This window comes from Enterobacter cloacae complex sp. IR5402 (assembly GCF_049238125.1).
Classification (GTDB): Bacteria; Pseudomonadota; Gammaproteobacteria; order Enterobacterales; family Enterobacteriaceae; genus Enterobacter; species Enterobacter hormaechei_C.
Window position 1 is genome coordinate 78,943 of record NZ_JBMKHO010000004.1, and the last position, 24,664, is coordinate 103,606.

The 24,664-nt window shown below is 55.3% G+C and carries 25 protein-coding genes, 3 tRNA genes and 2 pseudogenes; 16 read left to right on the forward strand and 14 right to left on the reverse strand.

The annotated features are described in order from the left end of the window. Positions 1-46: 46 nt before the first annotated feature. Complete coding sequence (locus ACOTXL_RS09215; protein WP_045345979.1) at positions 47-1,111, reverse strand: GGDEF domain-containing protein; 1,065 nt, start codon at positions 1,109-1,111, stop codon at positions 47-49. A gap of 216 nt (positions 1,112-1,327) precedes the next feature. On the opposite strand from ACOTXL_RS09215, the gene ACOTXL_RS09220 reads away from it, so the two are divergent. Continuing rightward, positions 1,328-1,597 (forward strand): DUF1435 domain-containing protein, encoded by a 270-nt coding sequence (locus tag ACOTXL_RS09220; RefSeq protein WP_032628028.1) that lies wholly within the window; start codon positions 1,328-1,330, stop codon positions 1,595-1,597. Positions 1,598-1,639: 42 nt separating this feature from the next. Here ACOTXL_RS09220 and ACOTXL_RS09225 read toward each other — a convergent pair. The 4 genes from ACOTXL_RS09225 to rsmC all read right to left on the reverse strand — a co-directional run bounded on the left by ACOTXL_RS09225 (position 1,640) and on the right by rsmC (position 3,132). After that, positions 1,640-1,726 (reverse strand) — tRNA-Leu (locus ACOTXL_RS09225). 32 nt (positions 1,727-1,758) lie between these two features. Then, positions 1,759-1,844, reverse strand: a tRNA-Leu gene (locus ACOTXL_RS09230). Positions 1,845-1,872: 28 nt separating this feature from the next. Then, positions 1,873-1,959: transfer RNA gene (locus ACOTXL_RS09235), tRNA-Leu, on the reverse strand. 144 nt (positions 1,960-2,103) lie between these two features. Continuing rightward, entirely contained in the window at positions 2,104-3,132 is a 1,029-nt protein-coding gene (gene rsmC, locus ACOTXL_RS09240) for a 16S rRNA (guanine(1207)-N(2))-methyltransferase RsmC (protein WP_023324121.1), read from the reverse strand. A 102-nt stretch (positions 3,133-3,234) separates the two neighbouring features. Between rsmC and ACOTXL_RS09245 the strand changes: the two genes are divergently transcribed. The 8 genes from ACOTXL_RS09245 to ACOTXL_RS09280 all read left to right on the forward strand — a co-directional run bounded on the left by ACOTXL_RS09245 (position 3,235) and on the right by ACOTXL_RS09280 (position 9,602). Beyond that, positions 3,235-3,648 carry a DNA polymerase III subunit psi gene (locus ACOTXL_RS09245; protein ID WP_003856566.1) on the forward strand — a complete coding sequence of 138 codons (414 nt, stop codon included), beginning with the start codon at positions 3,235-3,237 and terminating at the stop codon, positions 3,646-3,648. Next, positions 3,617-4,060 carry a ribosomal protein S18-alanine N-acetyltransferase gene (gene rimI / locus ACOTXL_RS09250; RefSeq protein WP_003856565.1) on the forward strand — a complete coding sequence of 148 codons (444 nt, stop codon included), beginning with the start codon at positions 3,617-3,619 and terminating at the stop codon, positions 4,058-4,060. The genes ACOTXL_RS09245 and rimI overlap by 32 nt, the downstream gene beginning before the upstream one ends. A 19-nt stretch (positions 4,061-4,079) precedes the next feature. After that, positions 4,080-4,757: a pyrimidine 5'-nucleotidase gene (gene yjjG, locus ACOTXL_RS09255; RefSeq protein ID WP_045350432.1), complete on the forward strand. Its 678-nt coding sequence runs from the start codon at positions 4,080-4,082 to the stop codon at positions 4,755-4,757. Between the two features lie 92 nt (positions 4,758-4,849). Further along, positions 4,850-6,439, forward strand: a complete 1,590-nt coding sequence (gene prfC / locus ACOTXL_RS09260; protein ID WP_003856562.1) for a peptide chain release factor 3 — start codon at positions 4,850-4,852, stop codon at positions 6,437-6,439. A 304-nt stretch (positions 6,440-6,743) separates the two neighbouring features. After that, a complete protein-coding gene (osmY, locus tag ACOTXL_RS09265) occupies positions 6,744-7,361 on the forward strand; it encodes a molecular chaperone OsmY (RefSeq protein WP_045350431.1) in 618 nt (205 codons plus the stop codon). A 125-nt stretch (positions 7,362-7,486) separates the two neighbouring features. Further along, positions 7,487-7,648: a DUF1328 domain-containing protein gene (locus tag ACOTXL_RS09270; protein WP_003856556.1), complete on the forward strand. Its 162-nt coding sequence runs from the start codon at positions 7,487-7,489 to the stop codon at positions 7,646-7,648. Positions 7,649-7,770: 122 nt separating this feature from the next. Continuing rightward, entirely contained in the window at positions 7,771-8,823 is a 1,053-nt protein-coding gene (locus ACOTXL_RS09275) for a patatin-like phospholipase family protein (protein WP_003856550.1), read from the forward strand. Continuing rightward, a complete protein-coding gene (locus ACOTXL_RS09280) occupies positions 8,820-9,602 on the forward strand; it encodes a TatD family hydrolase (protein WP_045342575.1) in 783 nt (260 codons plus the stop codon). Before ACOTXL_RS09275 ends, ACOTXL_RS09280 begins: the two co-directional genes overlap by 4 nt. On the opposite strand, the gene ACOTXL_RS09285 is transcribed toward ACOTXL_RS09280, so the two are convergent. Both ACOTXL_RS09285 and ACOTXL_RS09290 read right to left on the reverse strand, forming a co-directional pair. Beyond that, complete coding sequence (locus tag ACOTXL_RS09285; protein ID WP_045342576.1) at positions 9,597-10,457, reverse strand: YjjW family glycine radical enzyme activase; 861 nt, start codon at positions 10,455-10,457, stop codon at positions 9,597-9,599. The two genes, ACOTXL_RS09280 and ACOTXL_RS09285, sit on opposite strands and share 6 nt — an antisense overlap. Continuing rightward, complete coding sequence (locus ACOTXL_RS09290; RefSeq protein ID WP_045350430.1) at positions 10,432-11,967, reverse strand: YjjI family glycine radical enzyme; 1,536 nt, start codon at positions 11,965-11,967, stop codon at positions 10,432-10,434. The genes ACOTXL_RS09285 and ACOTXL_RS09290 overlap by 26 nt, the downstream gene beginning before the upstream one ends. 262 nt (positions 11,968-12,229) lie before the next feature. Between ACOTXL_RS09290 and deoC the strand changes: the two genes are divergently transcribed. From deoC to deoD, 4 genes are all read left to right on the forward strand, one after another. Continuing rightward, positions 12,230-13,009: a deoxyribose-phosphate aldolase gene (deoC, locus tag ACOTXL_RS09295; RefSeq protein WP_003856543.1), complete on the forward strand. Its 780-nt coding sequence runs from the start codon at positions 12,230-12,232 to the stop codon at positions 13,007-13,009. A 99-nt stretch (positions 13,010-13,108) separates the two neighbouring features. Continuing rightward, on the forward strand, positions 13,109-14,431 hold the full coding sequence (gene deoA, locus ACOTXL_RS09300; protein WP_045345982.1) for a thymidine phosphorylase: 1,323 nt from the start codon (positions 13,109-13,111) through the stop codon (positions 14,429-14,431). 53 nt (positions 14,432-14,484) lie between these two features. Further along, on the forward strand, positions 14,485-15,708 hold the full coding sequence (deoB, locus tag ACOTXL_RS09305) for a phosphopentomutase (RefSeq protein WP_003856540.1): 1,224 nt from the start codon (positions 14,485-14,487) through the stop codon (positions 15,706-15,708). 125 nt (positions 15,709-15,833) lie between these two features. Further along, on the forward strand, positions 15,834-16,553 hold the full coding sequence (gene deoD, locus ACOTXL_RS09310; RefSeq protein ID WP_022650368.1) for a purine-nucleoside phosphorylase: 720 nt from the start codon (positions 15,834-15,836) through the stop codon (positions 16,551-16,553). Between the two features lie 41 nt (positions 16,554-16,594). Here deoD and ACOTXL_RS09315 read toward each other — a convergent pair. The 7 genes and pseudogenes from ACOTXL_RS09315 to ACOTXL_RS09345 all read right to left on the reverse strand — a co-directional run. Continuing rightward, positions 16,595-16,693, reverse strand: a pseudogene (locus tag ACOTXL_RS09315) (hypothetical protein); the annotation flags it as partial. A gap of 86 nt (positions 16,694-16,779) precedes the next feature. Beyond that, positions 16,780-17,118: pseudogene (locus tag ACOTXL_RS09320) on the reverse strand (FimD/PapC C-terminal domain-containing protein); the annotation flags it as partial. Positions 17,119-17,177: 59 nt separating this feature from the next. Next, positions 17,178-17,411, reverse strand: a complete 234-nt coding sequence (locus ACOTXL_RS09325) for a hypothetical protein (protein WP_003856533.1) — start codon at positions 17,409-17,411, stop codon at positions 17,178-17,180. A gap of 77 nt (positions 17,412-17,488) precedes the next feature. After that, a complete protein-coding gene (locus ACOTXL_RS09330) occupies positions 17,489-18,178 on the reverse strand; it encodes a DUF1120 domain-containing protein (RefSeq protein WP_045350429.1) in 690 nt (229 codons plus the stop codon). A 57-nt stretch (positions 18,179-18,235) separates the two neighbouring features. Then, a complete protein-coding gene (locus ACOTXL_RS09335) occupies positions 18,236-18,922 on the reverse strand; it encodes a DUF1120 domain-containing protein (protein WP_003856530.1) in 687 nt (228 codons plus the stop codon). A gap of 237 nt (positions 18,923-19,159) precedes the next feature. Further along, entirely contained in the window at positions 19,160-20,176 is a 1,017-nt protein-coding gene (lplA, locus tag ACOTXL_RS09340; RefSeq protein ID WP_023324128.1) for a lipoate--protein ligase LplA, read from the reverse strand. A 39-nt stretch (positions 20,177-20,215) separates the two neighbouring features. Continuing rightward, positions 20,216-20,860: a YtjB family periplasmic protein gene (locus ACOTXL_RS09345; protein ID WP_022650374.1), complete on the reverse strand. Its 645-nt coding sequence runs from the start codon at positions 20,858-20,860 to the stop codon at positions 20,216-20,218. Positions 20,861-20,977: 117 nt separating this feature from the next. Here ACOTXL_RS09345 and serB point away from each other — a divergent pair, with 117 nt between their 5' ends. From serB to nadR, 3 genes are read left to right on the forward strand one after another with little or no spacing between them, the layout of a single operon-like run. After that, a complete protein-coding gene (gene serB / locus ACOTXL_RS09350; RefSeq protein WP_045350428.1) occupies positions 20,978-21,946 on the forward strand; it encodes a phosphoserine phosphatase in 969 nt (322 codons plus the stop codon). 11 nt (positions 21,947-21,957) lie between these two features. After that, the gene (radA, locus tag ACOTXL_RS09355; protein WP_003856523.1) at positions 21,958-23,343 is read left to right on the forward strand and encodes a DNA repair protein RadA; all 1,386 of its coding nucleotides are present in this window, start codon (positions 21,958-21,960) and stop codon (positions 23,341-23,343) included. Between the two features lie 35 nt (positions 23,344-23,378). Continuing rightward, on the forward strand, positions 23,379-24,611 hold the full coding sequence (gene nadR, locus ACOTXL_RS09360; RefSeq protein WP_003856522.1) for a multifunctional transcriptional regulator/nicotinamide-nucleotide adenylyltransferase/ribosylnicotinamide kinase NadR: 1,233 nt from the start codon (positions 23,379-23,381) through the stop codon (positions 24,609-24,611). Positions 24,612-24,664: the final 53 nt, after the last annotated feature.

Genomic DNA, 24,664 nt, shown 5'->3' on the forward strand with positions numbered 1-24,664 from the left:
ATAAAACCAAGCGCAAGCGTTTTATCCTGGCGCTGTTAAGGCGGTTTCAGGCAGTATGAAGCTCTTCGCTCAGCAGAATGCTGTTACGTCCCATATGCTTGGCTTCATAGAGGGCTTTATCCGCTTTCGCCAGCGCGCCCTCAACGTCTTCACCTTCGAACATGGCGATGCCGATGCTGATGGTCACGTTAGTGGCGACGCTTTCGTTAAACATATGGGGGATTTTAAGATCGTAAACCTTCTGACGTATGCGTTCAGCCGTCTGGCGCGCTTGCTCCAGCGGGATGTTACTCAACAGCACCATAAATTCTTCCCCGCCAAACCGGGCGACAACATCGCGTGAGCGCACGGCGTCCCGTATCGCAGCCGAGACCCTGATCAAGGCCTGATCGCCCATCATATGGCCGTAATGGTCGTTGTAGGCTTTGAAGTGGTCGATATCCATCAGCAGCACGAAGTGCTCGCCAGCGTCAGGCCTGGGAAGGTTCTCCAGCCGGCTTTGCAGCCCGCGACGGTTATACAGGCCGGTGAGCGGGTCCATCATGCTAAGATCGGTCAGGGTTTCGCGCTCCTCCAGCAGTTCGGAAAGCAGCTCCTGGGCGAAACGGTCATTGCGCCGCTGAAGAACATGATGGATACCAATGGCGACCACCGGCAGCGCGAAAAAATAGGCCATTCTCAGCCAGTTTTCGGACGGGCTAAGCCACAGGCAGGATATAAAGGCGGGAAATGAATGTAACGTAAAGGCTTTAATATTACTCGCGAACGCCAGAGACCCTATAAAAAGCACTGTTAATAGCGCCATCATTAAATAGGTCGCGTGATCGTGCGTGATTAACAGAAATTTAGAGACGATCTGCCAGGCCCATAAAAGACCAAAAATAGCTGAAACAACAGGGATATTTATTTTTCGCGTGCTGTTTTTCCAGTGCCAGATAAGTAAGCCTGTGCTGATAGTCAGTACGGCAAAGAGCGGGACTGATAACACACGCACGGAATAGAGAGGATTTGTTACCGAGAACAATGCTGATGCGGCGTTCAGAAATAAAAACAAACGTAAAGATAGCTGATATTTCTTGTTGACTAAATACAGCCAGGATTGTGATGTCATATGCGTGCGTTTTTATTAAAACTCAATTAAAACAATGAGCAAGGTGTTGTCGTGTAATATTGGTCGCTACAAAATTGAATTTTTATTATCAGAAAAACTTTATCGGAAGTTAACAGGTGGGCAATTTATCACCTTACACATTCTCTGTCATTATGGGAAAGCAATTGCTGGCGCAATTTCTTACGTCGCCTACTGACAAGTGATAATTACTATCATATGATACTGGTTATCATTATCAGTGCGAGAGGTGAAACCATGTTGAGCAAAGCGCTGGGAAGTGGGTGGGGAATATTACTGCCTGGTTCCATTATCGGTGGGCTGATGTTTACCGATCTCCCCATTGATGTCTGGAAAGCAATGATTGTTTCAGGCTTGCTGGTGACATCCGCGATGATCTGGCACAAACAGTTACGGCATTATGTCCTGCTGCCTTCATGCGTGGCGCTAATCAGTGGACTGCTGGTGATTCTGATGAGTTTGAAATAAAAGGGAAAAAGAAGAGGCACTGCTGAGAGGATGTAAGATAATTGGTGCGAGGGGGGGGACTTGAACCCCCACGTCCGTAAGGACACTAACACCTGAAGCTAGCGCGTCTACCAATTCCGCCACCTTCGCACAGTCATCTTACTGGTTTGATATCGCCTCGTTGGTGCGAGGGGGGGGACTCGAACCCCCACATCCTAAGGACACTAACACCTGAAGCTAGCGCGTCTACCAATTCCGCCACCTTCGCCCAGTGCGAGCAATATCAACGTGATTTATGGTGCGAGGGGGGGGACTTGAACCCCCACGTCCGTAAGGACACTAACACCTGAAGCTAGCGCGTCTACCAATTCCGCCACCTTCGCATACCATCGACACTGTAAAAGTATCGTAACCACGGAGGCGCATTCTAGATGTTTTCAGCTTTACGTCAACAGAAAATTGCGCACGTTGTTTTGATTGCTGCAAAATTGGGCGATGGCAGCGTCAGCCATCGCCGGACCGGGGGGTTACTTTTTCGCCTGGCGCGTCATCACGGTGCGATAGACCTTAAAGCGGCCCGTCTGGGCGATCACTTCGTGGAAGCCAAAGGTTTCATCCAGCACTTTCGGGTACGCGAGGAAGGCGTTCGCTACGATACGCAGCTCACCGCCGCTGTTGAGGTGACGGGTTGCGCCACGGATCAGCGTTTGCGCCGCTTCAAGGCTGGTCTCCATTCCGTCGTGGAACGGCGGGTTAGAGATGATCATGTCAAAGCGACCGGTCACGTCGGAGAAGACGTTGCTGGCAATCACGTCGCCTTCAATGCCATTCGCAGCAAGCGTGGCGCGGCTGGCTTCTACCGCCGGAGCGCTCACGTCACACAGGGTTAAACGCACTTTTGGTGAGTGACTGGCGAGAACCGTTGACAGCACGCCCGCGCCACAGCCGACGTCCAGCACTTTGCCCTTGGTATGAGGCGTCAGGGTGGACAGCAGCAGCTTACTGCCCGTATCGAGCGCATCACGGCTGAACACGCCCGGCAGGGTTTTAATGGTCAGGCCTTCAAGCTGGTACTCGTCCCAGAAGGCGTCGGCATCGAAGGTGGTCTGTTTTTCCAGACGACCATGGTACAGGCCGCAGCGACGGGCGCTGTCGATTTTCGTCAGCGGCGCCCAGGCTTCGAGCATCTGCTCTGCGCTACGCACCCCGCTGCGGTTTTCACCGACAACAAAAATATCGCAGCCGACCGGCAGCAGAGAAAGCAGGTTCATCAGCTGGAACTGGGCTTCCGGCTTGTTTTTCGGCCAGTAGTAAATGAGCGTATCGCAGTCAGCAATATCGCTCTGCTCCGCCGCCAGGCTAAAGCGCGCGCGCTCGCCCATCTGACGGCTCAGCACTTGCCAGTGGTGATAGTACTGGGTGTGGGCACGGCTTTCAGCACAGTCGAAACGTGCGGGCAGGTCATCCTGCATATCTCCGGCAAACAGAATACGGCTTTCTTCGAAATCATCACTGTGACGCAGCAAGACTTCACTTGCCGGGGTAAATGCAGACATGAATTGTTCCTCAATAAACTCAGGCGGGGATTATAGTAGGTAGATGGCGCAGTTTCGACACATTTGCTATATTTGCGCGCCTGAGAGACAGGAGTTTTCGCTATGACATCCCGACGAGACTGGCAGTTGCAGCAACTGGGTATCACCCAGTGGGCTTTGCGTCGCCCGACGGCGTTGCGGGGCGAAATAGCCATCTCCATCCCTGCGCATGTCCGCCTGGTGATGGTGGCAGAAGCGCCGCCTGCCCTGAACGAGCCCCTGATTGAGGATGTCCTTCGCAGCCTGAAGGTGACCCACGATCAGGTATTACAGCTGGCGCCCGAAAGCGTCGCGATGCTTCCCTCTGACAGCCGCTGTAACAGCTGGCGAATCGGGGCGGTGGATGAGCTACCCCTTGAAGGAAGCCAGATCAGCTCGCCAGCGCTGGACGAACTGAAAGCCAACCCAAAAGCGCGTAGCGCGCTATGGCAACAAATTTGCGAATATGAACACGATTTCTTCCCTCACGACGGCTGACCTGACCACCGCGTTCGCGATTGAAACCCGCGCCCATGCCTTTCCGTGGAGCGAAAAGACGTTTGCCAGCAATCAGGGCGAACGCTATTTAAATCTCCGCCTGGACGTTGACGGTGCGATGGCTGCGTTCGCCATCACGCAGGTCGTTCTGGACGAGGCGACGCTGTTTAATATCGCGGTCGATCCCGCATACCAGCGCCGCGGGCTGGGCAGGGAACTGCTTGAGCACCTCATTCGTGAGCTGGAAACCCGTGACGTTTTCACCCTGTGGCTGGAGGTGCGCGCGTCCAATGTCGCCGCCATCGCGCTCTATGAAAGCTTAGGCTTCAACGAGGCGACTATCCGCCGTAACTACTACCCCACCGCAGAGGGACGTGAAGACGCCATTATCATGGCTCTGCCGATTGGATAACGAAAATAAGGTTGTAACGATGAAATGGGACTGGATTTTCTTTGATGCCGACGAAACGCTGTTTACGTTTGACTCGTTCGGCGGCCTACAGCGGATGTTTCTCGACTATAGCGTGACGTTCACCGCGGAAGATTTTCAGGACTATCAGGCGGTGAACAAACCGCTGTGGGTGGATTACCAGAACGGAGCCATCACCGCGTTACAGCTTCAGCATCAGCGTTTTGACGTGTGGGCTGAACGGTTAAACGTGAGTCCTAGGGTGCTGAATGAGGCCTTCCTGAATGCGATGGCGGATATCTGCGCGCCGCTGCCCGGCGCCGTTTCTTTGCTGGATTCGCTGAAAGGGAAGGTGAAGCTTGGGATCATTACCAACGGCTTTACCGCGCTTCAGCAGATTCGCCTTGAACGCACCGGCCTGCGCGATCATTTCGACGCGCTGGTGATCTCCGAAGAGGTGGGCGTACCGAAGCCGGATCCGCGTATTTTCGATTATGCGTTGGCGCAAGCGGGCAATCCTGACCGCGATCGCGTGCTGATGGTGGGGGATACGGCAGAATCTGATATTCTGGGAGGTATGAGATCGGGCCTGTCGACCGTCTGGCTGAATGCGCATGGCCGCATGCTGCCGGAAGGCATCGAGCCGACCTGGACCGTTACGTCATTGAACGAACTGGAGCAGCTCCTGTGTAAACAATGATTGCCTGCCCCCTGTTGATGGGTAAAATAGCCGCATTTTTCGTATTCCATGATGCGCGGCCTGCTGCCGCGCTTACCTAAGAAGAATTGATTATGACGTTGTCTCCTTATCTGCAAGAGGTGGCCAAACGCCGCACTTTTGCCATTATCTCGCACCCGGATGCCGGTAAAACGACCATCACCGAGAAGGTGTTGCTGTTCGGACAGGCGATCCAGACCGCGGGTACCGTTAAAGGCCGTGGCTCCAGCCAGCATGCTAAATCCGACTGGATGGAGATGGAAAAGCAGCGTGGTATTTCGATTACCACCTCCGTGATGCAGTTCCCGTATCACGACTGTCTGGTGAACCTGCTGGACACCCCGGGGCACGAAGACTTCTCCGAAGATACCTACCGTACCCTGACGGCGGTGGACTGCTGCCTGATGGTGATCGACGCCGCGAAAGGTGTTGAAGATCGTACCCGCAAGCTGATGGAAGTCACCCGTCTGCGCGATACGCCGATCCTCACCTTTATGAACAAACTCGACCGTGACATCCGTGATCCGATGGAGCTGATGGATGAAGTGGAAAACGAGCTGAAGATTGCCTGCGCGCCAATCACCTGGCCGATTGGCTGCGGCAAGCTGTTCAAAGGGGTTTACCACCTCTATAAAGACGAAACCTACCTGTACCAGACCGGTAAGGGTCACACCATTCAGGAAGTGCGCATCGTGAAAGGTCTGGACAACCCGGATCTGGACGCAGCGGTCGGTGAAGAGCTGGCCGCGCAGCTGCGCGATGAGCTGGAGCTGGTTAAAGGCGCGTCGCACGAGTTCGACCGAGAGCTGTTCCTGAGCGGTGAAATTACCCCGGTCTTCTTCGGTACCGCCCTCGGCAACTTCGGCGTTGACCATATGCTCGACGGTCTGGTGGAGTGGGCCCCGCAGCCAATGCCGCGTAAAACCGACACCCGCGAAGTAGAAGCAAAGGAAGAGAAGTTCTCCGGCTTCGTCTTTAAAATTCAGGCCAACATGGACCCGAAACACCGCGACCGCGTTGCCTTTATGCGCGTGGTCTCCGGTAAGTACGAGAAGGGCATGAAGCTGCGTCAGGTCCGTATCGGTAAAGACGTGGTGATCTCCGACGCGCTGACCTTCATGGCAGGCGACCGTTCGCATGTAGAAGAAGCCTATCCAGGTGACATCATTGGTTTACACAACCACGGTACCATTCAGATTGGCGATACCTTCACGCAGGGCGAGATGATGAAGTTCACCGGTATCCCGAACTTCGCGCCAGAACTGTTCCGCCGCATTCGCCTGCGCGATCCGCTGAAGCAGAAGCAACTGCTGAAAGGCCTGGTCCAGCTTTCCGAAGAGGGGGCTGTACAGGTGTTCCGCCCTATTGCTAACAACGATCTGATCGTGGGCGCGGTGGGTGTGCTCCAGTTTGACGTGGTGGTTGCCCGTCTTAAGAGCGAGTACAACGTGGAAGCGATTTACGAATCGGTGAACGTGGCGACCGCCCGCTGGGTTGAATGTTCAGACGTGAAGAAATTCGAAGAATTTAAACGTAAGAACGAAGTTCAGCTGGCGCTGGACGGTGGCGATAACCTGACCTATATCGCCCCGACCATGGTTAACCTGAACCTGACGCAGGAACGTTATCCTGATGTTCAGTTCCGCAAAACGCGCGAGCATTAATTCCCTCTCAGAGCACGGCAGCCGCCGTGCTCTTCTTTAATTCCTGTGTTATTAATCCCTTGCGGAATGTTCTTAATTCACCGCATTTTTTCGCTATTCGTTCGTTTTTTCCCCAATTCTGAATGCACCCCTCTGATTGTGATCTATATTTAACTCAGTGTTTAGCACCGGGCGTGGATGAATTAACTGTTCAATGCATGTCCATTGGTTCTCCATTTTGCCCCGGTGTTAATTCGCAATATATAAAACCAAGATTTAGGGAAGTATGTCGCCCAAATAACGGGCAAAACACAGGAATAAATCGATGAATATGACAAGACTGAAGATTTCTAAAACTCTGCTGGCTGTAACGTTGGGTAGTGTCCTGGTAAGCGGTTCTGCTCTGGCGGAATCCAGCACCATGGATAAAGCGCAAAGTTCCGCCAATACCGCAGGGGAAAAAATCGATAGCTCTATGAATAAAGTCGGTAATTTCATGGATGACAGCTCAATCACAGCAAAAGTGAAAGCCGCACTGGTGGATCAAGACTCCATTAAGAGCACCGATATTTCTGTTAAAACCGACAACAAGGTTGTCACCCTGAGCGGTTTCGTTGAAAGCCAGACCCAGGCTGAAGAAGCCGTTAAAGTGGCGAAAGGCGTTGAGGGCGTAAGCTCCGTCAGCGACAAACTGCACGTACGTGACAGCAAAGAATCGTCCGTGAAGGGCTATGCCGGAGATGCAGCAACTACCAGCGAAATCAAAGCTAAACTGTTAGCTGACGACATCGTGCCATCCCGTATGGTGAAAGTTGAAACCACCGATGGTGTGGTCCAGCTGTCCGGTACGGTTGAGAATCAGGCACAAAGCGATCGTGCCGAGTCAATTGCGAAAGCTATTGATGGTGTGAAAAGCGTCAAAAACGATCTGAAAACGAAGTAAAGCAGTACCATTCGCCCGTAAGGCTTAAAACCGCGGGCGAAATAAAAACGATTCTGGAAAAGCCGGTGAGTGACCTGAGCGCTCACGTTTAGCGGCCGACATTAACTATGGTAAAGGAGAGGCTTATGTTTCGTTGGGGCATTATATTTCTGGTTATCGCGTTAATTGCCGCCGCATTGGGCTTTGGTGGACTGGCGGGTACCGCGGCATGGGCAGCGAAAATTGTCTTCGTCGTCGGTATTATTCTGTTCCTGGTCAGCCTGTTTACGGGTCGACGTCGCCCGTAGCAAACGCAATATTTACTAAACAAACTCAAGCCAGTCCTCGTGACTGGCTTTTTCTCGTTTGAGAACCACCGGGGAAGTGCGTTACTGTGTCTCATCACAATAATGAAAACAGGAAGGCAGAGGTGGGGCAACGAATTCCCGTTACGCTCGGCAATATTGCGCCGCTGACGTTAAAACCGTTTCATGCAGGCCAGCTTGCGCTGGTCTGTGAAGGGGGCGGGCAGCGCGGTATTTTTACCGCCGGCGTGCTCGACGAATTTATGCGCGCGCAATTCAACCCGTTCGATCTCTATTTCGGTACCTCTGCCGGGGCGCAGAACCTCTCCGCCTATGTCTGCAACCAGCCCGGCTATGCGCGCAAAGTGATTATGCGCTATACCACCTCGAAAGAATTCTTCAATCCGGTACGCTTCGTGCGCGGCGGGAACCTGATCGATCTCGACTGGTTACTGGATGCCACCTCCAGCCAGATGCCGCTGGCCATGGATACCGCGTCACGACTGTTCGATACCGGCAAAGAGTTCTGGATGTGCGCCAGCCGTGGCGATGACTATTCGCCGGGTTACTTTTCGCCGCAGAAAGAGAACTGGCTGGATATCATCCGCGCGTCCAGCGCGATCCCGGGATTCTACCGCACCGGCGCGTTGCTGGAGGGGATAAGCTATCTTGACGGTGGTATCAGCGACGCGGTGCCGGTACAGGAGGCGGCGCGGCGCGGGGCAAAAACCATTGTGGTGATCCGTACGGTGCCTTCGCAGATGTATTACACCCCACAGTGGTTTAAGCGGATGGAACGCTGGCTGGGCGACAGCAGCCTGCAACCGCTGGTGAATATTGCGAAGCAGCATGAAACCACCTACGGCGCGATGCAGCGTTTTATTGAAAAACCACCGGGCAAGCTGCGCATCTTTGAAATTTATCCGCCGAAGCCGCTGTTGAGCATGGCGCTGGGCAGTCGGTTGCCTGCGTTGCGTATGGATTACAAAACGGGGCGGCTGTGCGGGCGTTACTTCCTGGCGACCGTCGGGAAAATGCTGGCCGAGCAACCGCCTCTTCATCGGCATAAAAGCATCATTTTGCCGCCTGCCGTTGTGGCCAATGACGCGGTGGCGATGCCGCTGGTGGACGCGCCGCAGGCCAACGATGGCTTACTCGATAACGAGGATCTGGCGTGACGCACTGCTTTATCGATACCCATTGCCACTTTGATTTCCCGCCGTTTAGCGGGGAGGAAACATCCAGTCTTGCGCGTGCGGCTGAGGCCGGTGTGAGAGCCATTATTGTGCCCGCTATTGAAGCGGCGAGATTCGAGAAAGTTCTGGCGCTTGCCCGGGGGCACGATGCGCTGTATGCCGCGTTGGGTCTGCATCCGATCGTTATTGAGCACCATCTTGATGACCATCTCGACAGGCTGGATGCCACGCTGCAAAACGCGGATACGAAGCTGGTTGCCATCGGTGAGATCGGCCTCGATCTCTATCGTGAAGATCCGCAGTTTGAACGCCAGCAGACGATTCTGGACGCGCAGCTCCGGTTGGCAAAGCGCCACGATCTACCGGTGATCCTCCACTCCAGACGTACCCATGACAAACTGGCGATGCACCTGAAGCGCATCGACGTGCCGCGCAGGGGCGTGGTCCATGGTTTCGCTGGAAGCCTTCAGCAGGCGCAGCGTTTTATCGAGCTGGGCTATAAAATTGGCGTCGGTGGCACCATTACCTATCCGCGTGCCAGCAAAACCCGTGATGTGATGGCACAGCTCCCGCTGACCTCGCTCCTGCTGGAAACGGATGCGCCTGACATGCCGCTGAATGGTTTTCAGGGCCAGCCTAACCGCCCGGAGCAGGCGGCGCGCGTTTTTGATGTGCTGTGTGAGTTGCGTCAGGAGCCTGAAGATGTGATTGCCAGCGCGCTGCTGGAAAATACCCGAGCGGTCTTCGGCATCACGCTATAGATAAAGGGCCGGGCGGATCACCGTGATCTGCTGCCGTTCCAGGGCCTGCGCCAGCGGCTCGATGTCCTCCGGCGTGGCGCTCCGCCATCTCGCCGCCTCCCCGTAAACCCCATGGGCATGAAACGCGTTGATCCGCACCGGAACGTTCCCCAACGTGTGGATAAAAGCGGTCAGCGATGGCAGATGTTGCAGATAATCACACCGATCGGGGATCACCAGCAGGCGCAGCTCCGTCAGGCGATGACGATCGGCCAGCCAGCGGATGCTCTGCTTGATCAGCGTGTTTTCGCGCCCGGTCAGAAAACGGTGATGTTCATTGCCCCAGGCTTTCAGATCCACCATCGCGCCGTCAAACACCGGAAACAGCTTTTGCCAGCCGGTTTCGCTTAACAGGCCGTTGCTGTCCACCAGGCACGTCAGATGGCGCAGGGACGGATCGGCTTTGATTGCGGTGAAAAGCGCAACCAAAAACGGCAGCTGCGTGGTGGCCTCACCCCCGCTGACGGTCACGCCCTCAATAAACGGCGCGCACGTGAGAACCCGGGAGAGGATCTCCTCGACGCTATAGCGCTGCGCCATCGGCGTCGCCTGCTTCTGACACAGGTGCAGGCAGGTGTCGCACTGCTGACAGTGACTCTCCTGCCACCAGATGCGCCCGGCCTGAATCGTCAGCGCATCATGCGGACAGTGGGGTACACAGTCGCCGCAGTCGTTGCAGCGCCCTATCGTCCACGGGTTGTGGCAGGTTTTGCAGCGCAGGTTACAGCCCTGGAGGAACAACGCCAGGCGGCTGCCCGGCCCGTCCACGCAGGAGAAGGGTATGACCTGACTAACTAAAGCGCATCTGCTGTTCATGACTTATCACGCGCGGCTGACGTTCCAGAATACGGGTATTGCGCGCGGCCTCCTCGCCGAGCCAGGTGGTGTTGGTGCGCGAGCCGGCCTCCCGGTATTTCTCCAGATCGGAGAGCCGCACCATATAGCCGGTAACGCGCACGAGATCGTTACCCGCAACGTTGGCGGTAAACTCGCGCATCCCCGCCCTGAACGCGCCGAGACAGAGCTGGACCACTGCCTGCGGGTTACGTTTTACCGTTTCATCCAGCGTCAGAATGTCGCTGATCCCGGAAGCGTAGTGCTTGTGGTGCGGCGCAACGGCCAGCAGGTGGCTGATGGGATCCGGCTCGTCGCCGTAGGGCAGGCGCGCGCCCGGCGTGGTGCCCGAGTCAGAGCTGATCCCCGACTGCGCATGAAGCATCGCGCGCTGCTTCCAGCCGTGTTTCACCGGCGTGTTTTCGACAAACGCCGCAAGCTGTTCACTGATGCGGTAGCCCAGCGCATTGGCCTGTTCGTTCTTACCGTAACGTCCCGTAATGCCTGCTTTCTGGCACAGCACGTTCACCGCTTCGGCCAGACCGTACATGCCAAACATCGGCACAAAACGATCGGCATCAATCAGCCCCTCTTTCACCAGGAAGCTATTCTCAAAGAAGCCGGATTGTTGATACAGGAAATCGCAGCGCGCATTGATGATCGCGATTTGTTGCTGGCAGTAGTGGGGAAGGGTACGGGTGAAAAAGTCTTCCGGTGAGCGGCTGTGTTCCGCAATCGCTTTCAGGTTTAGGCGCACCAGCGTGCTGCCGCCGCCCGCCAGCGGCAGGGAGTTGTAACAGCTCACCACGCCATAGCGACCTTTTGTGAAAATTTTATCATTCACCGGGCCATTAGAAATATGCGGCTTACTACATTCACAAATGTTTTTCGCCACGCTCAGCAGCAGATCGCTGGGGGTTACATCCGGGTCGTAGATAAAGGTCAGGTTCGGCGCAACCTGCTTCAGTTCTGCATCCGCGCGAAGGATGGCTCGGGTGACAGGCGTATCCGCCGGGCCGATATTGGCATGCATAAACGCATCGGGCAGCGTTCTGTCCAGGTAACGCCAGAAACGTTTTATTCGGCTATCGATTTCATCCTGTGTTAGAATTTTAACATAGGGGCTGAGTATTTCATCGAGCTGGCCCAGATAGACCGGCATCGATGTGACGGACGGAACATGGTGATAAAGGATAGTGAGCAGCGAGAGGGCATCATCCAGATCTTTCGCCCCTTCCAGCTCCAGCCATTCTGAGCCGTTAGCCAGAAATTTAGCGTAGTCCGGCAGCACGTAGCGCGGTTTGTAAGGCGCATGGCCTTCGAACATGTCGCAGATGAATCCCTCGTCCAGTGCGGCGCGGGCCGCCTCTGGCAGAGCGGGATAGGGCAGATTGTTCTCCGCTTCCAGCGCCAGAAAATGACGTTTTTGTTCTGGGGTTAACACCGGGCTGGTCACAATGTGCTGGCAACGTTGTTGCAGGGCGTCGGGCATGTTCACTTCCTTGGTTGTTCTGCGGATAGTGAACGAATTGTAGGAAGCCAGCCTGGTGGCGCTTTTGATCAGAAAGGGGATATCGCCGATTTAGTCAGCAATTAACGCACTAAAATTTGAAGCAGATCTCATTACAGTAATGCAAATTTGCACACAGTTTTCATTAACTGTGATGAATGTCGAAGTGTGGATGCGGGTGAATGTTAGAATACTCACAGACCCGCAAGGTAAAATTTATACGGCACTGCCGTTGGAGAATGTTATGACCGATTTAACTGCAAGCAGCCTGCGCGCGTTGAAACTGATGGACCTGACCACCCTGAACGATGACGACACCAATGAAAAAGTCATCGCCCTGTGCCATCAGGCGAAAACGCCAGTGGGTAACACCGCCGCCGTCTGTATCTATCCGCGCTTCATCCCGATTGCCCGCAAAACTCTGAAAGAGCAGGGCACGCCGGATGTGCGCATTGCCACCGTAACTAACTTCCCGCACGGCAATGACGATATCGAGATCGCGCTGGCAGAAACCCGCGCAGCGATTGCGTACGGCGCAGACGAAGTTGACGTGGTATTCCCGTACCGCGCGCTGATCGCCGGCAACGAGCAGGTCGGTTTTGACCTGGTGAAAGCCTGTAAAGACGCATGTGCGGCAGCAAACGTGCTGCTTAAAGTGATCATTGAAACCGGCGAGCTGAAAGAAGAGGCGCTGATTCGTAAGGCGTCTGAAATCTCCATCAAAGCGGGCGCGGATTTCATTAAAACCTCTACCGGTAAAGTGCCGGTCAACGCTACCCCGGAAAGCGCACGCATCATGATGGAAGTCATCCGTGATATGGGCGTGTCCAAAACCGTTGGCTTCAAACCGGCAGGCGGCGTGCGTACCGCAGAAGACGCTCAGCAGTTCCTGGCGATTGCCGACGAGCTGTTCGGCGCCGACTGGGCGGACTCCCGCCACTACCGCTTCGGCGCGTCCAGCCTGCTGGCCAGCCTGCTGAAAGCGCTGGGTCACGGCGACGGTAAGAGCGCAAGCAGCTACTAAGTTGAATTGCCGGGTGGCGCTACGCTAACCCGGCCTACAGGATCGTGGGGCGGGTCAACATACCCGCCGCCATTCACCCGATTCCGCATAGAGGTTACCGTGTTTCTCGCACAAGAAATTATTCGTAAAAAACGTGATGGTCATGCATTAAGCGACGAAGAAATCCGCTTTTTTATCAACGGCATTCGTGATAATACCATCTCTGAAGGGCAGATTGCGGCTCTGGCGATGACCATTTTCTTCCACGATATGTCGATGCCTGAGCGCGTGTCGCTGACCATGGCGATGCGAGATTCAGGAACCGTTCTGGACTGGAAAAGCCTCAACCTCAACGGCCCGATTGTGGACAAACACTCCACCGGCGGCGTGGGCGACGTGACCTCCCTGATGCTTGGCCCGATGGTGGCAGCCTGCGGGGGTTACATCCCGATGATTTCCGGGCGCGGCCTGGGCCACACCGGCGGTACACTCGACAAACTGGAAGCCATTCCGGGCTTCGATATCTTCCCGGATGACAACCGCTTCCGCGACATTATTAAAGACGTTGGCGTGGCGATTATCGGCCAGACCAGCTCTCTTGCTCCGGCAGATAAGCGTTTCTACGCGACGCGTGACATTACCGCGACCGTAGACTCCATCCCGCTGATCACCGCCTCTATCCTTGCCAAAAAACTGGCGGAAGGTCTGGATGCGCTGGTGATGGATGTGAAAGTGGGCAGCGGCGCGTTTATGCCGACCTATGAACTCTCTGAGGCGCTGGCCGAAGCGATCGTTGGCGTTTCCAACGGCGCGGGCGTGCGCACCACCGCACTGCTGACGGACATGAACCAGGTGCTGGCCTCCAGCGCCGGTAACGCGGTTGAAGTCCGCGAGGCTGTGCAGTTCCTCACAGGCGAATACCGTAACCCGCGCCTGTTCGATGTCACCATGGCGCTGTGCGTTGAGATGTTAATCTCCGGCAAGCTGGCCAAAGACGACGCTGACGCGCGCGCGAAGCTTCAGGCGGTGCTGGACAACGGCAAAGCGGCGGAGATCTTTGGTCGGATGGTGGCGGCGCAGAAAGGCCCGACCGACTTCGTGGAAAACTACGCGAAATACCTGCCCACCGCGATGCTCAGCAAAGCGGTCTATGCGGACAGCGAAGGCTTTGTCTCGGCTATGGATACCCGCGCGCTCGGCATGGCTGTCGTGTCTATGGGCGGCGGTCGTCGTCAGGCATCGGACACCATTGATTACAGCGTCGGCTTTACCGATATGGCCCGTCTGGGTGACTGCGTTGACGGCCAATGTCCGCTGGCGGTGATCCACGCGAAAGATGAAGCCAGCTGGCAGGACGCGGCGAAAGCGGTGAAGGCGGCAATATCTCTTGACGATAAAGCACCGGAAACCACACCGACGGTCTATCGTCGTATCACTGAATAGCGGTATACTGATCTGATCGCATTTTTATGAAGCACTAAGTACGGAGAACAATTATGAAACGTGCATTTATTATGGTGCTGGACTCATTCGGCATCGGCGCAACCGAAGATGCAGAACGATTTGGTGACGTGGGTTCCGATACCCTGGGTCACATCGCGGAAGCCTGTGCAAAAGGCGAAGCGGACAACGGTCGTAAAGGCCCTCTGAACCTGCCAAACCTGACCCGTCTGGGGCTGGTAAAAGCGCATGAAGGCTCTACCGGTAAGATCGCAGCCGGTATGGACGGTAACGCGGAAGTGGTGGGCGCCTACGCGTGGGCGCACGAGCTCTCTTCCGGTAAAGATACTCCGTCCGGCCACTGGGAAATCGCCGGCGTGCCGGTGCTGTTCGACTGGGGTTACTTCTCCGATCACGAGAACAGCTTCCCGCAAGAGCTGCTTGATAAGCTGGTGAAGCGCGCCAACCTGCCGGGCTACCTCGGTAACTGCCACTCTTCCGGTACCGTGATTCTGGACCAGCTCGGCGAAGAGCACATGAAAACCGGCAAGCCGATTTTCTATACCTCTGCTGACTCCGTTTTCCAGATCGCCTGCCATGAAGAGACGTTTGGCCTGGATAAACTGTACGAGTTGTGCGAAATCGCCCGTGAAGAGCTGACCGAAGGCGGCTACAACATTGGCCGCGTTATCGCGCGTCCGTTTATCGGCGACAAAGCGGGTAACTTCCAGCGTACCGGCAACCGTCACGATCTGGCCGTGGAGCCACCGGCGCCGACCGTGCTGCAAAAACTCGTCGACGAGAAAGACGGTCACGTGGTTTCCGTGGGTAAAATCGCGGACATTTACGCCAACTGCGGCATTACCAAAAAGGTCAAAGCGACCGGTCTGGATGCGCTGTTCGACGCCACCATCAAAGAGATGAAAGAAGCGGGCGATAAGACCATTGTCTTCACCAACTTCGTGGACTTCGACTCCTCCTGGGGCCACCGTCGCGACGTCGCCGGTTATGCTGCGGGTCTGGAGCTGTTTGACCGCCGTCTGCCAGAGCTGATGGAGCTGGTGGGAGAAGATGACATTCTGATCCTGACCGCTGACCATGGCTGTGACCCGACCTGGACCGGTACCGACCACACCCGTGAGCACATTCCGGTGCTGGTGTACGGCCCGAAAGTCAAACCGGGCTCGCTGGGTCACCGTGAAACCTTCGCGGACATCGGCCAGACGATTGCGAAATACTTTGGTACGTCTGACATGGAATATGGCAAGGCTATGTTCTAAACGGATTGGGTGAGGCCTGATGCCCTCACCCCGACCCTCTCCCACAGGGAGAGGGAAAACAGAATGTAGGCCGGGTAAGGCGCAGCCGCCACCCGGAAAAAACAACAATGTAAAAGGAACTGAAGATGGCAACTCCTCACATTAATGCAGAAATGGGTGATTTCGCTGACGTCGTATTGATGCCGGGCGACCCGCTGCGCGCGAAGCACATTGCAGAAACCTTCCTCGAAGACGTGCGTGAAGTGAACAACGTGCGCGGCATGCTGGGCTTCACCGGTACCTATAAAGGCCGCAAAATCTCCGTGATGGGTCACGGCATGGGTATCCCATCCTGCTCCATCTACACCAAAGAGCTGATCACCGATTTCGGCGTGAAGAAAATCATCCGTGTCGGCTCCTGCGGCGCGGTTCGCATGGACGTTAAGCTGCGTGACGTGGTGATCGGCATGGGCGCGTGCACCGACTCTAAAGTCAACCGCATTCGCTTTAAAGATCATGACTTTGCGGCCATTGCTGACTTTGACATGGTGCGTAACGCGGTTGACGCGGCAAAAGCGCTGGGCGTAGACGCGCGCGTGGGCAACCTGTTCTCTGCCGATCTGTTCTACTCGCCAGAAGGCGACATGTTCGACGTGATGGAAAAATACGGCATTCTGGGTGTGGAAATGGAAGCGGCCGGTATCTACGGCGTGGCGGCTGAATTCGGTGCGAAAGCGCTGACCATTTGCACCGTGTCTGACCATATCCGTACTCACGAGCAGACCACCGCTGCCGAGCGTCAGACCACCTTCAACGACATGATCAAAATCGCGCTGGAATCCGTTCTGCTGGGCGATCAAGAGTAATTTCGTTTTCTTCAGGGGGGCAGGTTTGCCCCCTATGGTGCTTACTTCGTCAACACTTCCCACATCAAATTGCTTTCCAGCGTCACCGTATCACCTATGTGATTAAACTGGCGGTCATTCAGCACCGGGGTGAGGGTGAGCTGGCACTCATCGGCGGACCACGAGGCAGGCGTAAAAAGCGTAGCCATTAGCGAAAAAGTCATCAGTAAATGTTTACCCAGGTGTTTCATTTACAGACTCCTTTAGCAGTTTCATAAAACGATTCTTTGTCCTGAGTCTCACTCAGGGATTAATCGATGCGGCAGATGCGCTGCATATTATCGTCAACGGCATAAAGTGCCGGGCTATTGGACATATCAGTGACAAAAACACGCCCGCTGTCCACCGCGCTGACCAGGTAGTTGTTTTTCTCATCCACGATACTGGTCCCTTTTGACAGTCACGAGCCGTCTGCACGTTTCACTTCGAGCATTACGCGACGGGTATTCAGTACTTTGAAATCCAGCTCCCTGAAGGCTGTATGGGCGACAGAAATGTTCTTGATGCCGTTGGGCAGATCCTGACTCAGGTTAAAGCCGATCCACATATGTTTATCGGTGTTTTTCGACGGGATACCCTCAAGGGTCACGCGTTTAACGTCACGCCTGTATCGTCAGGAAAATCGACAATGGTGATATAGATCAGGGCCGGGAAGGTGTCGGTATTTTTGACGTTCATGGTGCCGCTGTGGGTCGACTCTTCAATAACCAGCAGCGTGGTTTCTGGCACCATTCCGGCGGCATACGCCTGAGCAAAGAGAGCAGAGAATAATAACGGTGCGGCAATGGCGCACTGAGCGATCGTGGTTTTAACTGACATCAAGATTAATCCTTTAACCTGACAAAACACCTCCTCTGTTAAGAGGAGGTATAGTTCACACTTTATCGGGTTGATAATCAGAGATATTTAACGGTAATCGTGGCCTGACCATTCAGGTTGGTATCATCGGTAATCGCGAGGGCCGCGGTATTCTGAATCGCCAGAGAGGTTTTCAGCGGAAATACTGCGGTCGTGAAAGGCAGCGGCGCAGTGGTGCCGGAAGCGGCCACGGTCATCATTTCCATGTTGGCGTTTTTGATGATACCGGTAGCGGTTTTCTGCCAGGACGGGCTGTCCACGGTACCGGAGATAACGTCTGATTTCACGCCGTCGGCGGTGACGTTCGCCACATCAGCGAAGATGGAGTAAGCGCCAATTTTCACGCCGCCCGCGGTTTTGCCCACGCCGTAGGACTGGGTGGTGTCGGAAACGTTGCCGCCCGCCGCGTCTGCGGTGTTAATGGTGATCACAGAAGCACCCGGATGGGTGTCTGCGCGGTCATCGCTGATGGTCCAGCCAGCTTTAGTGGCTACCGGGCAGGTGATGGTCAGGGAGATATCTTTCTGACCCAACTGGTTAACGCTGGTCGCGGAGAGATCCGCCAGGTGGATAAGACCATAATCCACCTCGCCGCCGCCGCTTAACTGCGGGGTGCAGGCGGCAACGGAGAGTAAACCGGTCACTTTCAGTACGGCGGTAGAGGCGGCGTTAGCGGCAGTCGCGGAGAGGGCCAGCGCAACGGCAGTGGCAACTAAAATCTTTTTCATTGTTGTTCCTTAACAAATGCAGGCCATCACGCTCAGTTCACAAGCGAAATGAGCCAATTACAGATAATGCAAAGTGATGGTGGCCTGGCCGTCGATCGGGGTATCGTCGGTAATCGCCAGGGTGTCAGTTTTCTGCACCGCCAGCGCAACGCGCAGCGGAAATACGGCATTCATAAAGGGAACCAACGTCCGATCACTGCTATTTAGTGCGCTATACTGGATAGAACCGTCACTATGAGTGACGAGCTGCGAACCCGTATTCGCAAGTAACCACATTGGATCATCTGCTATCGCGGAATAACCTAATGCTTTGACGTTTCCATCTACGGTTACATTCGAATTCATACCCACGGAGTAAGCGCCGATATTGACGCCGCCAGCCGTTTTACCTACGCCGTACTGGTTAGTTGAACTCCATGCCTGATCGCCCGCGAAAGTGGCGTTATCGATGGTCATTTTCTTCATTGAATCTGCGTGATCATCGGTAATGGACCACGCTACTTTCGTTGCGGCAGAGCAGTTGATAGTCAGAGAAATATCTTTATAACCCAGCTGGTTATCTGCCGTTGCGGAGAGCGAGTTGATATATTTAGTGCCGAAATCAACGACAGCGCCATCGCTCAGCGTTGGGGTACAGGCGTTGTTGGTTAATACGCCTTTTAATTTTAATACCGCAGTAGAGTCGGCATGTGCAGTCGCAGAGAGGGTCATTGCAACAGCGGTTGCAATAATGATTTTTTTCATCGTTAATCCTTAACGTTCGAAACAGACGTGTGGAGAGGAAATAGAAAACTATTTCTTGCTGTCTATTATTCTAGAGGAAAAGTTAACTTTACATTAAGGAGTGTTAATTTTTGAATGTAATTCCCCTTAATATATAAGCTATAAATATATATTTTGTGTATGTTCCCTGTTTATTTATATACGTGTGTTAATTTTCAGGAATAAGGGAAGCGTATTCACTTCCCTTATGTGTTTTTATTAACGCACCGCGCCAGCGATCCATTGGGAGAGATCCCGTAGCTCGCGCTCGTGGTCCGGGAAATCCACCCACAGCGCTTCGCACGCCTGTTGCAGACTGTCTGCATGGTACAGACAGCCCTGTAAACGTGCGGCCAGCGCCTCCAGCGGTGCAGGATTGAGACTATCCGTAAAGACCTGCGTGCGGGTAATATGGCCCTTCTCCACGTCAAAGTGCAGCTCCACTCCTCCCCAGGTAAACCGTTCGTCCAGCAGGTGTGAAAAGGCCGGTGCCTGGCCGAAGTTCCACTCCCAGCTGCTCTGGCGCGCAAAGGTTTCCGCGAAGTTGGGCAGGTCCGGTGTTTTGTCAGGGGAGATCACTTCAGCTTCTACCCGCTCACCGTAATGTTCGAAGAAGGCTTCACGGATCGCATCGCAAATCTGCTCATGAGTAATCCCGGGCAGCAGTTCCACCAGATTCGCCACGCGCCCGCGCACGGAGGTAATACCCTTAGCCTGTAGCTTTTTCTTATCTGGATTAAGGTAGTTAGCCAGACGGCTCAGATCGGCATTCAGCAATAATGTGCCGTGGTGGAATCCCCGATCCATCGTTTCGCGATAGGCAGAGCCGGATACCTTGCGGTCGCCATCGGGCGTTTTGACCACCAGATCGTTACGTCCCGAGGCTTCAGCCGTCACGCCGAGCGAATTGAGCGCATTAAGCACAATGGAGGTCGAGATGGTTTTGTCGTATTCCGGCTTGCCCGCCATAAAGGTAAAGCAGGTATTGCCCAGATCGTGGAATACCGCACCGCCGCCGCTGCTGCGGCGCGCCAGGCGGACGTTGTCCTCTTCCATACGGCGGGTGTTACACTCTTTCCACGGATTTTGCGCGCGGCCAATAACGACCGTATCAGCGTTGCGCCAGAGAAACAGGACGCGCTGGGTGGCAGGCATCTGGCGGAAGATGCACTCTTCTACCGCCAGGTTAAACCAGGGATCGTAAGAGTCAGAGATTAGCAGGCGTAACGTCGACATGGCAGAGTTCCTTTTCCGAATCATCCGCCTACTTTATCACTATTCTTTCTTCTCGCTCTCTTCCTCTTCGGGAACCGACTTGCTGGCGGTTAACAGGAACGGTGACTGCTGCCAGCGGGTGCGCTTGCCCTGGAGCAACGTACGTGCCAGTACCACGCCAATCGCCAGTGAGAGCAGCAGCATCAGGCGCAAAATATTGGTGGTGTTATCCACCTGTTTGGCTTCGGTTGGCAGGGTGTGGGTGTCGAGTGTCAGACGTAAATAGCCGAGCGGACCATTCTTGCCCTGAATGGGTTCGACGATTTGTTGGTTGAAATAACCACCGGCTTTTTTGCCGTCCAGCGCCAGCCTGTCGCGCACGTCGACATGCTCACCCGCGCGGGCAATCAGGTCGCCCTGTTCATCGTACACGCCCGCATCCAGAATGCGGCTGTTTTCCGTAAGCTGGCGCAATACCTGGGCTATTCGCTTATCATCCGGCGTTTCGGTGCGCATAGACGGCGCAACGTTGAGCGTCACCTGGTGCGCCAGCGTCCGGGCCAGCTCCTCAAACTGCGGGTTACGCTGTCGTTGGTGATTCTGGCTAAACCAGGATGCCCCCTGCATCAGCGCCACTAATAGTGCGAGACAGATCAGGACAATCACGGCGCGATGAAGCCGGAATTTCAGTTTTGCGCGAGCCATATTCCACCTGCTTAAAATTTACGGCTTAATGTTGCCAGAAGTGATGGTTACAGGGTAGCCTCATGCGTTATTTTCCCTCTGGAACCTTCCGGCGCGAACGAAATTACAGGAGCTTCAATGCCGAACATTACCTGGTGCGACCTGCCAACGGATGTCTCTTTATGGCCAGGATTGCCGCTCTCTTTAAGTGGCGATGAGGTGATGCCTCTCGATTACCACGCTGGCCGTAGCGGCTGGCTGCTGTACGGACGCGGCCTGGATAAGCAACGCCTCACCCAGTATCAAACCAAACTGGGCGCAGCGATGGTCATCGTTGCGGCCTGGTGTGTGGAAGATTATCAGGTCATTCGCCTGGCGGGTTCCCTGACGCAGCGCGCCACGCGTCTGGCGCACGACGCCGGGCTGGACGTTGCTCCCCTCGGCAAAATTCCGCACCTGAAAACGCCCGGCCTGCTGGTAATGGACATGGACTCCACCGCCATTCAGATCGAGTGTATTGACGAGATTGCTAAACTGGCGGGCAGCGGAGAGCTGGTGGCGGAAGTCACCGAGCGCGCGATGCGCGGCGAGCTGGATTTCACCGCCAGCCTGAGACAGCGCGTGGCGACCCTGAAGGGGGCCGATGCTAACATTTTGCGTCAGGTGCGCGATGAACTGCCCCTGATGCCTGGGCTTACGCAGCTGGTACTCAAGCTGGAGACGCTCGGCTGGAAAGTGGCGATTGCCTCCGGCGGGTTCACCTTCTTTGCCGACTACCTGCGTGACAAGCTGCGTCTGACCACCGTGGTGGCAAACGAGCTGGAGATCATGGACGGCAAACTCACCGGACAGGTCATCGGCGACATCGTGGATGCGCAGTACAAAGCCAATACGCTGACGCGTCTGGCAGAGAAATATGCCATCCCGGTCGAGCAGACCGTCGCCATCGGCGATGGCGCGAACGATCTGCCGATGATCAAAGTTGCCGGGCTGGGTATTGCCTACCATGCCAAACCAAAAGTGAATGAAAAGACGGAAGTCACTATCCGTCATGCTGATCTGATGGGGATGTTCTGTATTCTCTCCGGCAGCATTAATCAAAAATAACGAGGTAAACCGTGGCGAAAGCTCCAAAACGCGCATTTGTCTGTAATGAATGTGGTGCGGATTATCCGCGCTGGCAGGGGCAATGCAGCGCCTGTCATGCCTGGAACACCATCACCGAAGTGCGTGGTGTGGCGGCTTCGCCGAGCGTGGCCCGCAATGAACGGCTGAGCGGCTATGCGGGCAATGCAGGCGTGTCGAAGGTACAAAAACTTTCGGATATCAGCCTTGAGGCGCTGCCGCGCTTCTCAACCGGATTCAAAGAATTTGACCGCGTGCTCGGCGGTGGCGTAGTGCCGGGCAGCGCTATACTCATCGGCGGTAACCCGGGCGCGGGTAAATCGACCCTGCTGCTGCAAACGCTCTGCAAGCTCGCCGAACAGATGAAAACCCTGTACGTCACGGGGGAAGAATCACTCCAGCAGGTGGCGATGCGCGCGCACCGCCTCGGCCTGCCGACCGGCAATCTGAATATGCTGTCGGAAACCAGCATCGAGCAGATCTGCATGATCGCCGAAGAAGAGCAGCCGAAGCTGATGGTGATCGACTCCATTCAGGTGATGCATATGGCTGACATTCAGTCGTCACCGGGAAGCGTGGCGCAGGTGCGTGAAACCGCGGCCTACCTGACGCGCTTTGCCAAAACGCGCGGCGTGGCGATTGTGATGGTTGGTCATGTGACCAAAGACGGCTCGCTGGCGGGACCGAAAGTGCTTGAACACTGTATCGACTGCTCGGTAATGCTCGATGGCGATGCGGATTCCCGTTTTCGTACCCTGCGCAGCCATAAAAACCGCTTCGGCGCGGTGAATGAACTTGGCGTCTTTGCCATGACCGAGCAGGGGCTTCGCGAAGTCAGCAACCCGTCGGCCATCTTCCTGAGCCGTGGCGACGAGATCACGTCCGGGAGTTCGGTGATGGTGCTGTGGGAAGGAACGCGTCCGCTGCTGGTTGAAATTCAGGCGCTGGTGGATCACTCAATGATGGGCAACCCGCGGCGCGTGGCGGTCGGTCTGGAACAGAACCGCCTGGCGATCCTGCTGGCGGTGCTGCACCGTCACGGCGGTCTGCAAATGGCGGATCAGGATGTGTTCGTCAACGTGGTTGGTGGGGTGAAGGTTACGGAAACCAGCGCGGACCTGGCGCTGCTGCTGGCAATGGTCTCCAGCCTGCGCGACAGACCGTTGCCGCAGGATCTGGTGGTATTTGGTGAGGTAGGGCTGGCCGGCGAGATCCGCCCGGTGCCGAGCGGTCAGGAGCGTATCTCCGAAGCGGCAAAACATGGCTTCCGCCGCGCGATTGTTCCGGCCGCCAACGTGCCGAAAAAAATTCCGGAAGGGATGCAGGTTTTCGGCGTTAAAAAACTCGCAGATGCGTTAAATGTCTTTGACGACTTATAATTACGTATTCGATTTTGCAGGAGGCACCGTAATTTATGTCATCATTTGACTACATCAAGACCGCTATCCGCCAGAAGGGCTGCACGTTGCAGCAGGTGGCGGACGCCAGCGGCATGACCAAGGGCTACCTGAGCCAACTGCTGAACGCCAAAATCAAAAGCCCCAGCGCGCAGAAGCTGGAAGCGCTGCACCGTTTTCTGGGGCTTGAATTTCCGCGGATGCAAAAGAACATTGGCGTGGTGTTCGGTAAGTTCTACCCGCTGCATACCGGGCATATCTATCTGATCCAGCGCGCCTGTAGCCAGGTCGACGAGCTGCATATCATCATGGGTTATGATGAAACCCGCGATCGCCAGCTGTTTGAAGACAGCGCCATGTCGCAGCAGCCCACCGTGCCGGACCGCCTGCGCTGGCTGCTTCAGACCTTTAAATATCAGAAAAATATTCGTATTCATGCCTTTAACGAAGAGGGCATGGAGCCGTATCCGCACGGCTGGGACGTGTGGAGCAACGGCATCAAAGCGTTTATGGAAGAGAAGGGCATTGCGCCTAACTGGATCTACACCTCTGAAGAGTCCGACGCGCCGCAGTTCCGCGAGCATCTGGGTATCGAGACGGTGCTGATCGATCCTAAACGCACCTTCATGAACATCAGCGGGGCGCAGATTCGCGAGAACCCGTTCCGTTACTGGGACTACATCCCGACCGAGGTGAAGCCGTTCTTCGTGCGTACGGTGGCGATCCTCGGCGGCGAGTCGAGCGGGAAATCGACGCTGGTCAATAAGCTGGCGAACATCTTCAACACCACCAGCGCGTGGGAGTATGGCCGCGATTATGTCTTTTCACACCTTGGCGGCGACGAGATGGCGTTGCAGTATTCCGACTACGATAAAATCGCGCTCGGTCATGCCCAGTACATTGATTTCGCGGTGAAATACGCCAATAAAGTCGCCTTTATTGATACCGATTTCGTCACCACGCAGGCGTTCTGCAAAAAGTACGAGGGGCGCGAGCACCCGTTTGTGCAGGCGCTGATTGACGAATACCGCTTTGACCTGGTGATCCTGCTGGAAAACAACACCCCATGGGTAGCCGACGGCATGCGCAGCCTGGGCAGCTCCGTGGACAGGCGTGAGTTCCAGACCATGCTGGTAGAGATGCTTAACGAGAACAACGTTGAGTTTGTCCATGTGGAAGAGTCGGACTACGACACCCGTTTCCTGCGCTGCGTCGAGCTGGTGAAGGAGATGATGGGGGAGCAGGGGTAAAAGATTTACCCCTCACCCTAACCCTCTCCCAAAGGGAGAGGGGACTTTAATCA

Coding starts and splice junctions, on each gene's coding strand:
- serB (WP_045350428.1), top strand. CDS start 20,978: ATGCCGAACATTACCTGGTGCGACCTGCCAACGGATGTCTCTTTATGG.
- yjjG (WP_045350432.1), top strand. CDS start 4,080: ATGAAATGGGACTGGATTTTCTTTGATGCCGACGAAACGCTGTTTACG.
- ACOTXL_RS09270 (WP_003856556.1), top strand. CDS start 7,487: ATGTTTCGTTGGGGCATTATATTTCTGGTTATCGCGTTAATTGCCGCC.
- ACOTXL_RS09330 (WP_045350429.1), bottom strand. CDS start 18,178: ATGAAAAAGATTTTAGTTGCCACTGCCGTTGCGCTGGCCCTCTCCGCG.
- ACOTXL_RS09290 (WP_045350430.1), bottom strand. CDS start 11,967: ATGCCCGACGCCCTGCAACAACGTTGCCAGCACATTGTGACCAGCCCG.
- ACOTXL_RS09220 (WP_032628028.1), top strand. CDS start 1,328: ATGATACTGGTTATCATTATCAGTGCGAGAGGTGAAACCATGTTGAGC.
- lplA (WP_023324128.1), bottom strand. CDS start 20,176: ATGTCGACGTTACGCCTGCTAATCTCTGACTCTTACGATCCCTGGTTT.
- prfC (WP_003856562.1), top strand. CDS start 4,850: ATGACGTTGTCTCCTTATCTGCAAGAGGTGGCCAAACGCCGCACTTTT.
- ACOTXL_RS09245 (WP_003856566.1), top strand. CDS start 3,235: ATGACATCCCGACGAGACTGGCAGTTGCAGCAACTGGGTATCACCCAG.
- ACOTXL_RS09325 (WP_003856533.1), bottom strand. CDS start 17,411: ATGTCAGTTAAAACCACGATCGCTCAGTGCGCCATTGCCGCACCGTTA.
- nadR (WP_003856522.1), top strand. CDS start 23,379: ATGTCATCATTTGACTACATCAAGACCGCTATCCGCCAGAAGGGCTGC.
- ACOTXL_RS09215 (WP_045345979.1), bottom strand. CDS start 1,111: ATGACATCACAATCCTGGCTGTATTTAGTCAACAAGAAATATCAGCTA.
- deoB (WP_003856540.1), top strand. CDS start 14,485: ATGAAACGTGCATTTATTATGGTGCTGGACTCATTCGGCATCGGCGCA.
- osmY (WP_045350431.1), top strand. CDS start 6,744: ATGAATATGACAAGACTGAAGATTTCTAAAACTCTGCTGGCTGTAACG.
- ACOTXL_RS09345 (WP_022650374.1), bottom strand. CDS start 20,860: ATGGCTCGCGCAAAACTGAAATTCCGGCTTCATCGCGCCGTGATTGTC.
- rimI (WP_003856565.1), top strand. CDS start 3,617: ATGAACACGATTTCTTCCCTCACGACGGCTGACCTGACCACCGCGTTC.
- ACOTXL_RS09335 (WP_003856530.1), bottom strand. CDS start 18,922: ATGAAAAAAATCATTATTGCAACCGCTGTTGCAATGACCCTCTCTGCG.
- ACOTXL_RS09285 (WP_045342576.1), bottom strand. CDS start 10,457: ATGAACAGCAGATGCGCTTTAGTTAGTCAGGTCATACCCTTCTCCTGC.
- rsmC (WP_023324121.1), bottom strand. CDS start 3,132: ATGTCTGCATTTACCCCGGCAAGTGAAGTCTTGCTGCGTCACAGTGAT.
- deoC (WP_003856543.1), top strand. CDS start 12,230: ATGACCGATTTAACTGCAAGCAGCCTGCGCGCGTTGAAACTGATGGAC.
- deoD (WP_022650368.1), top strand. CDS start 15,834: ATGGCAACTCCTCACATTAATGCAGAAATGGGTGATTTCGCTGACGTC.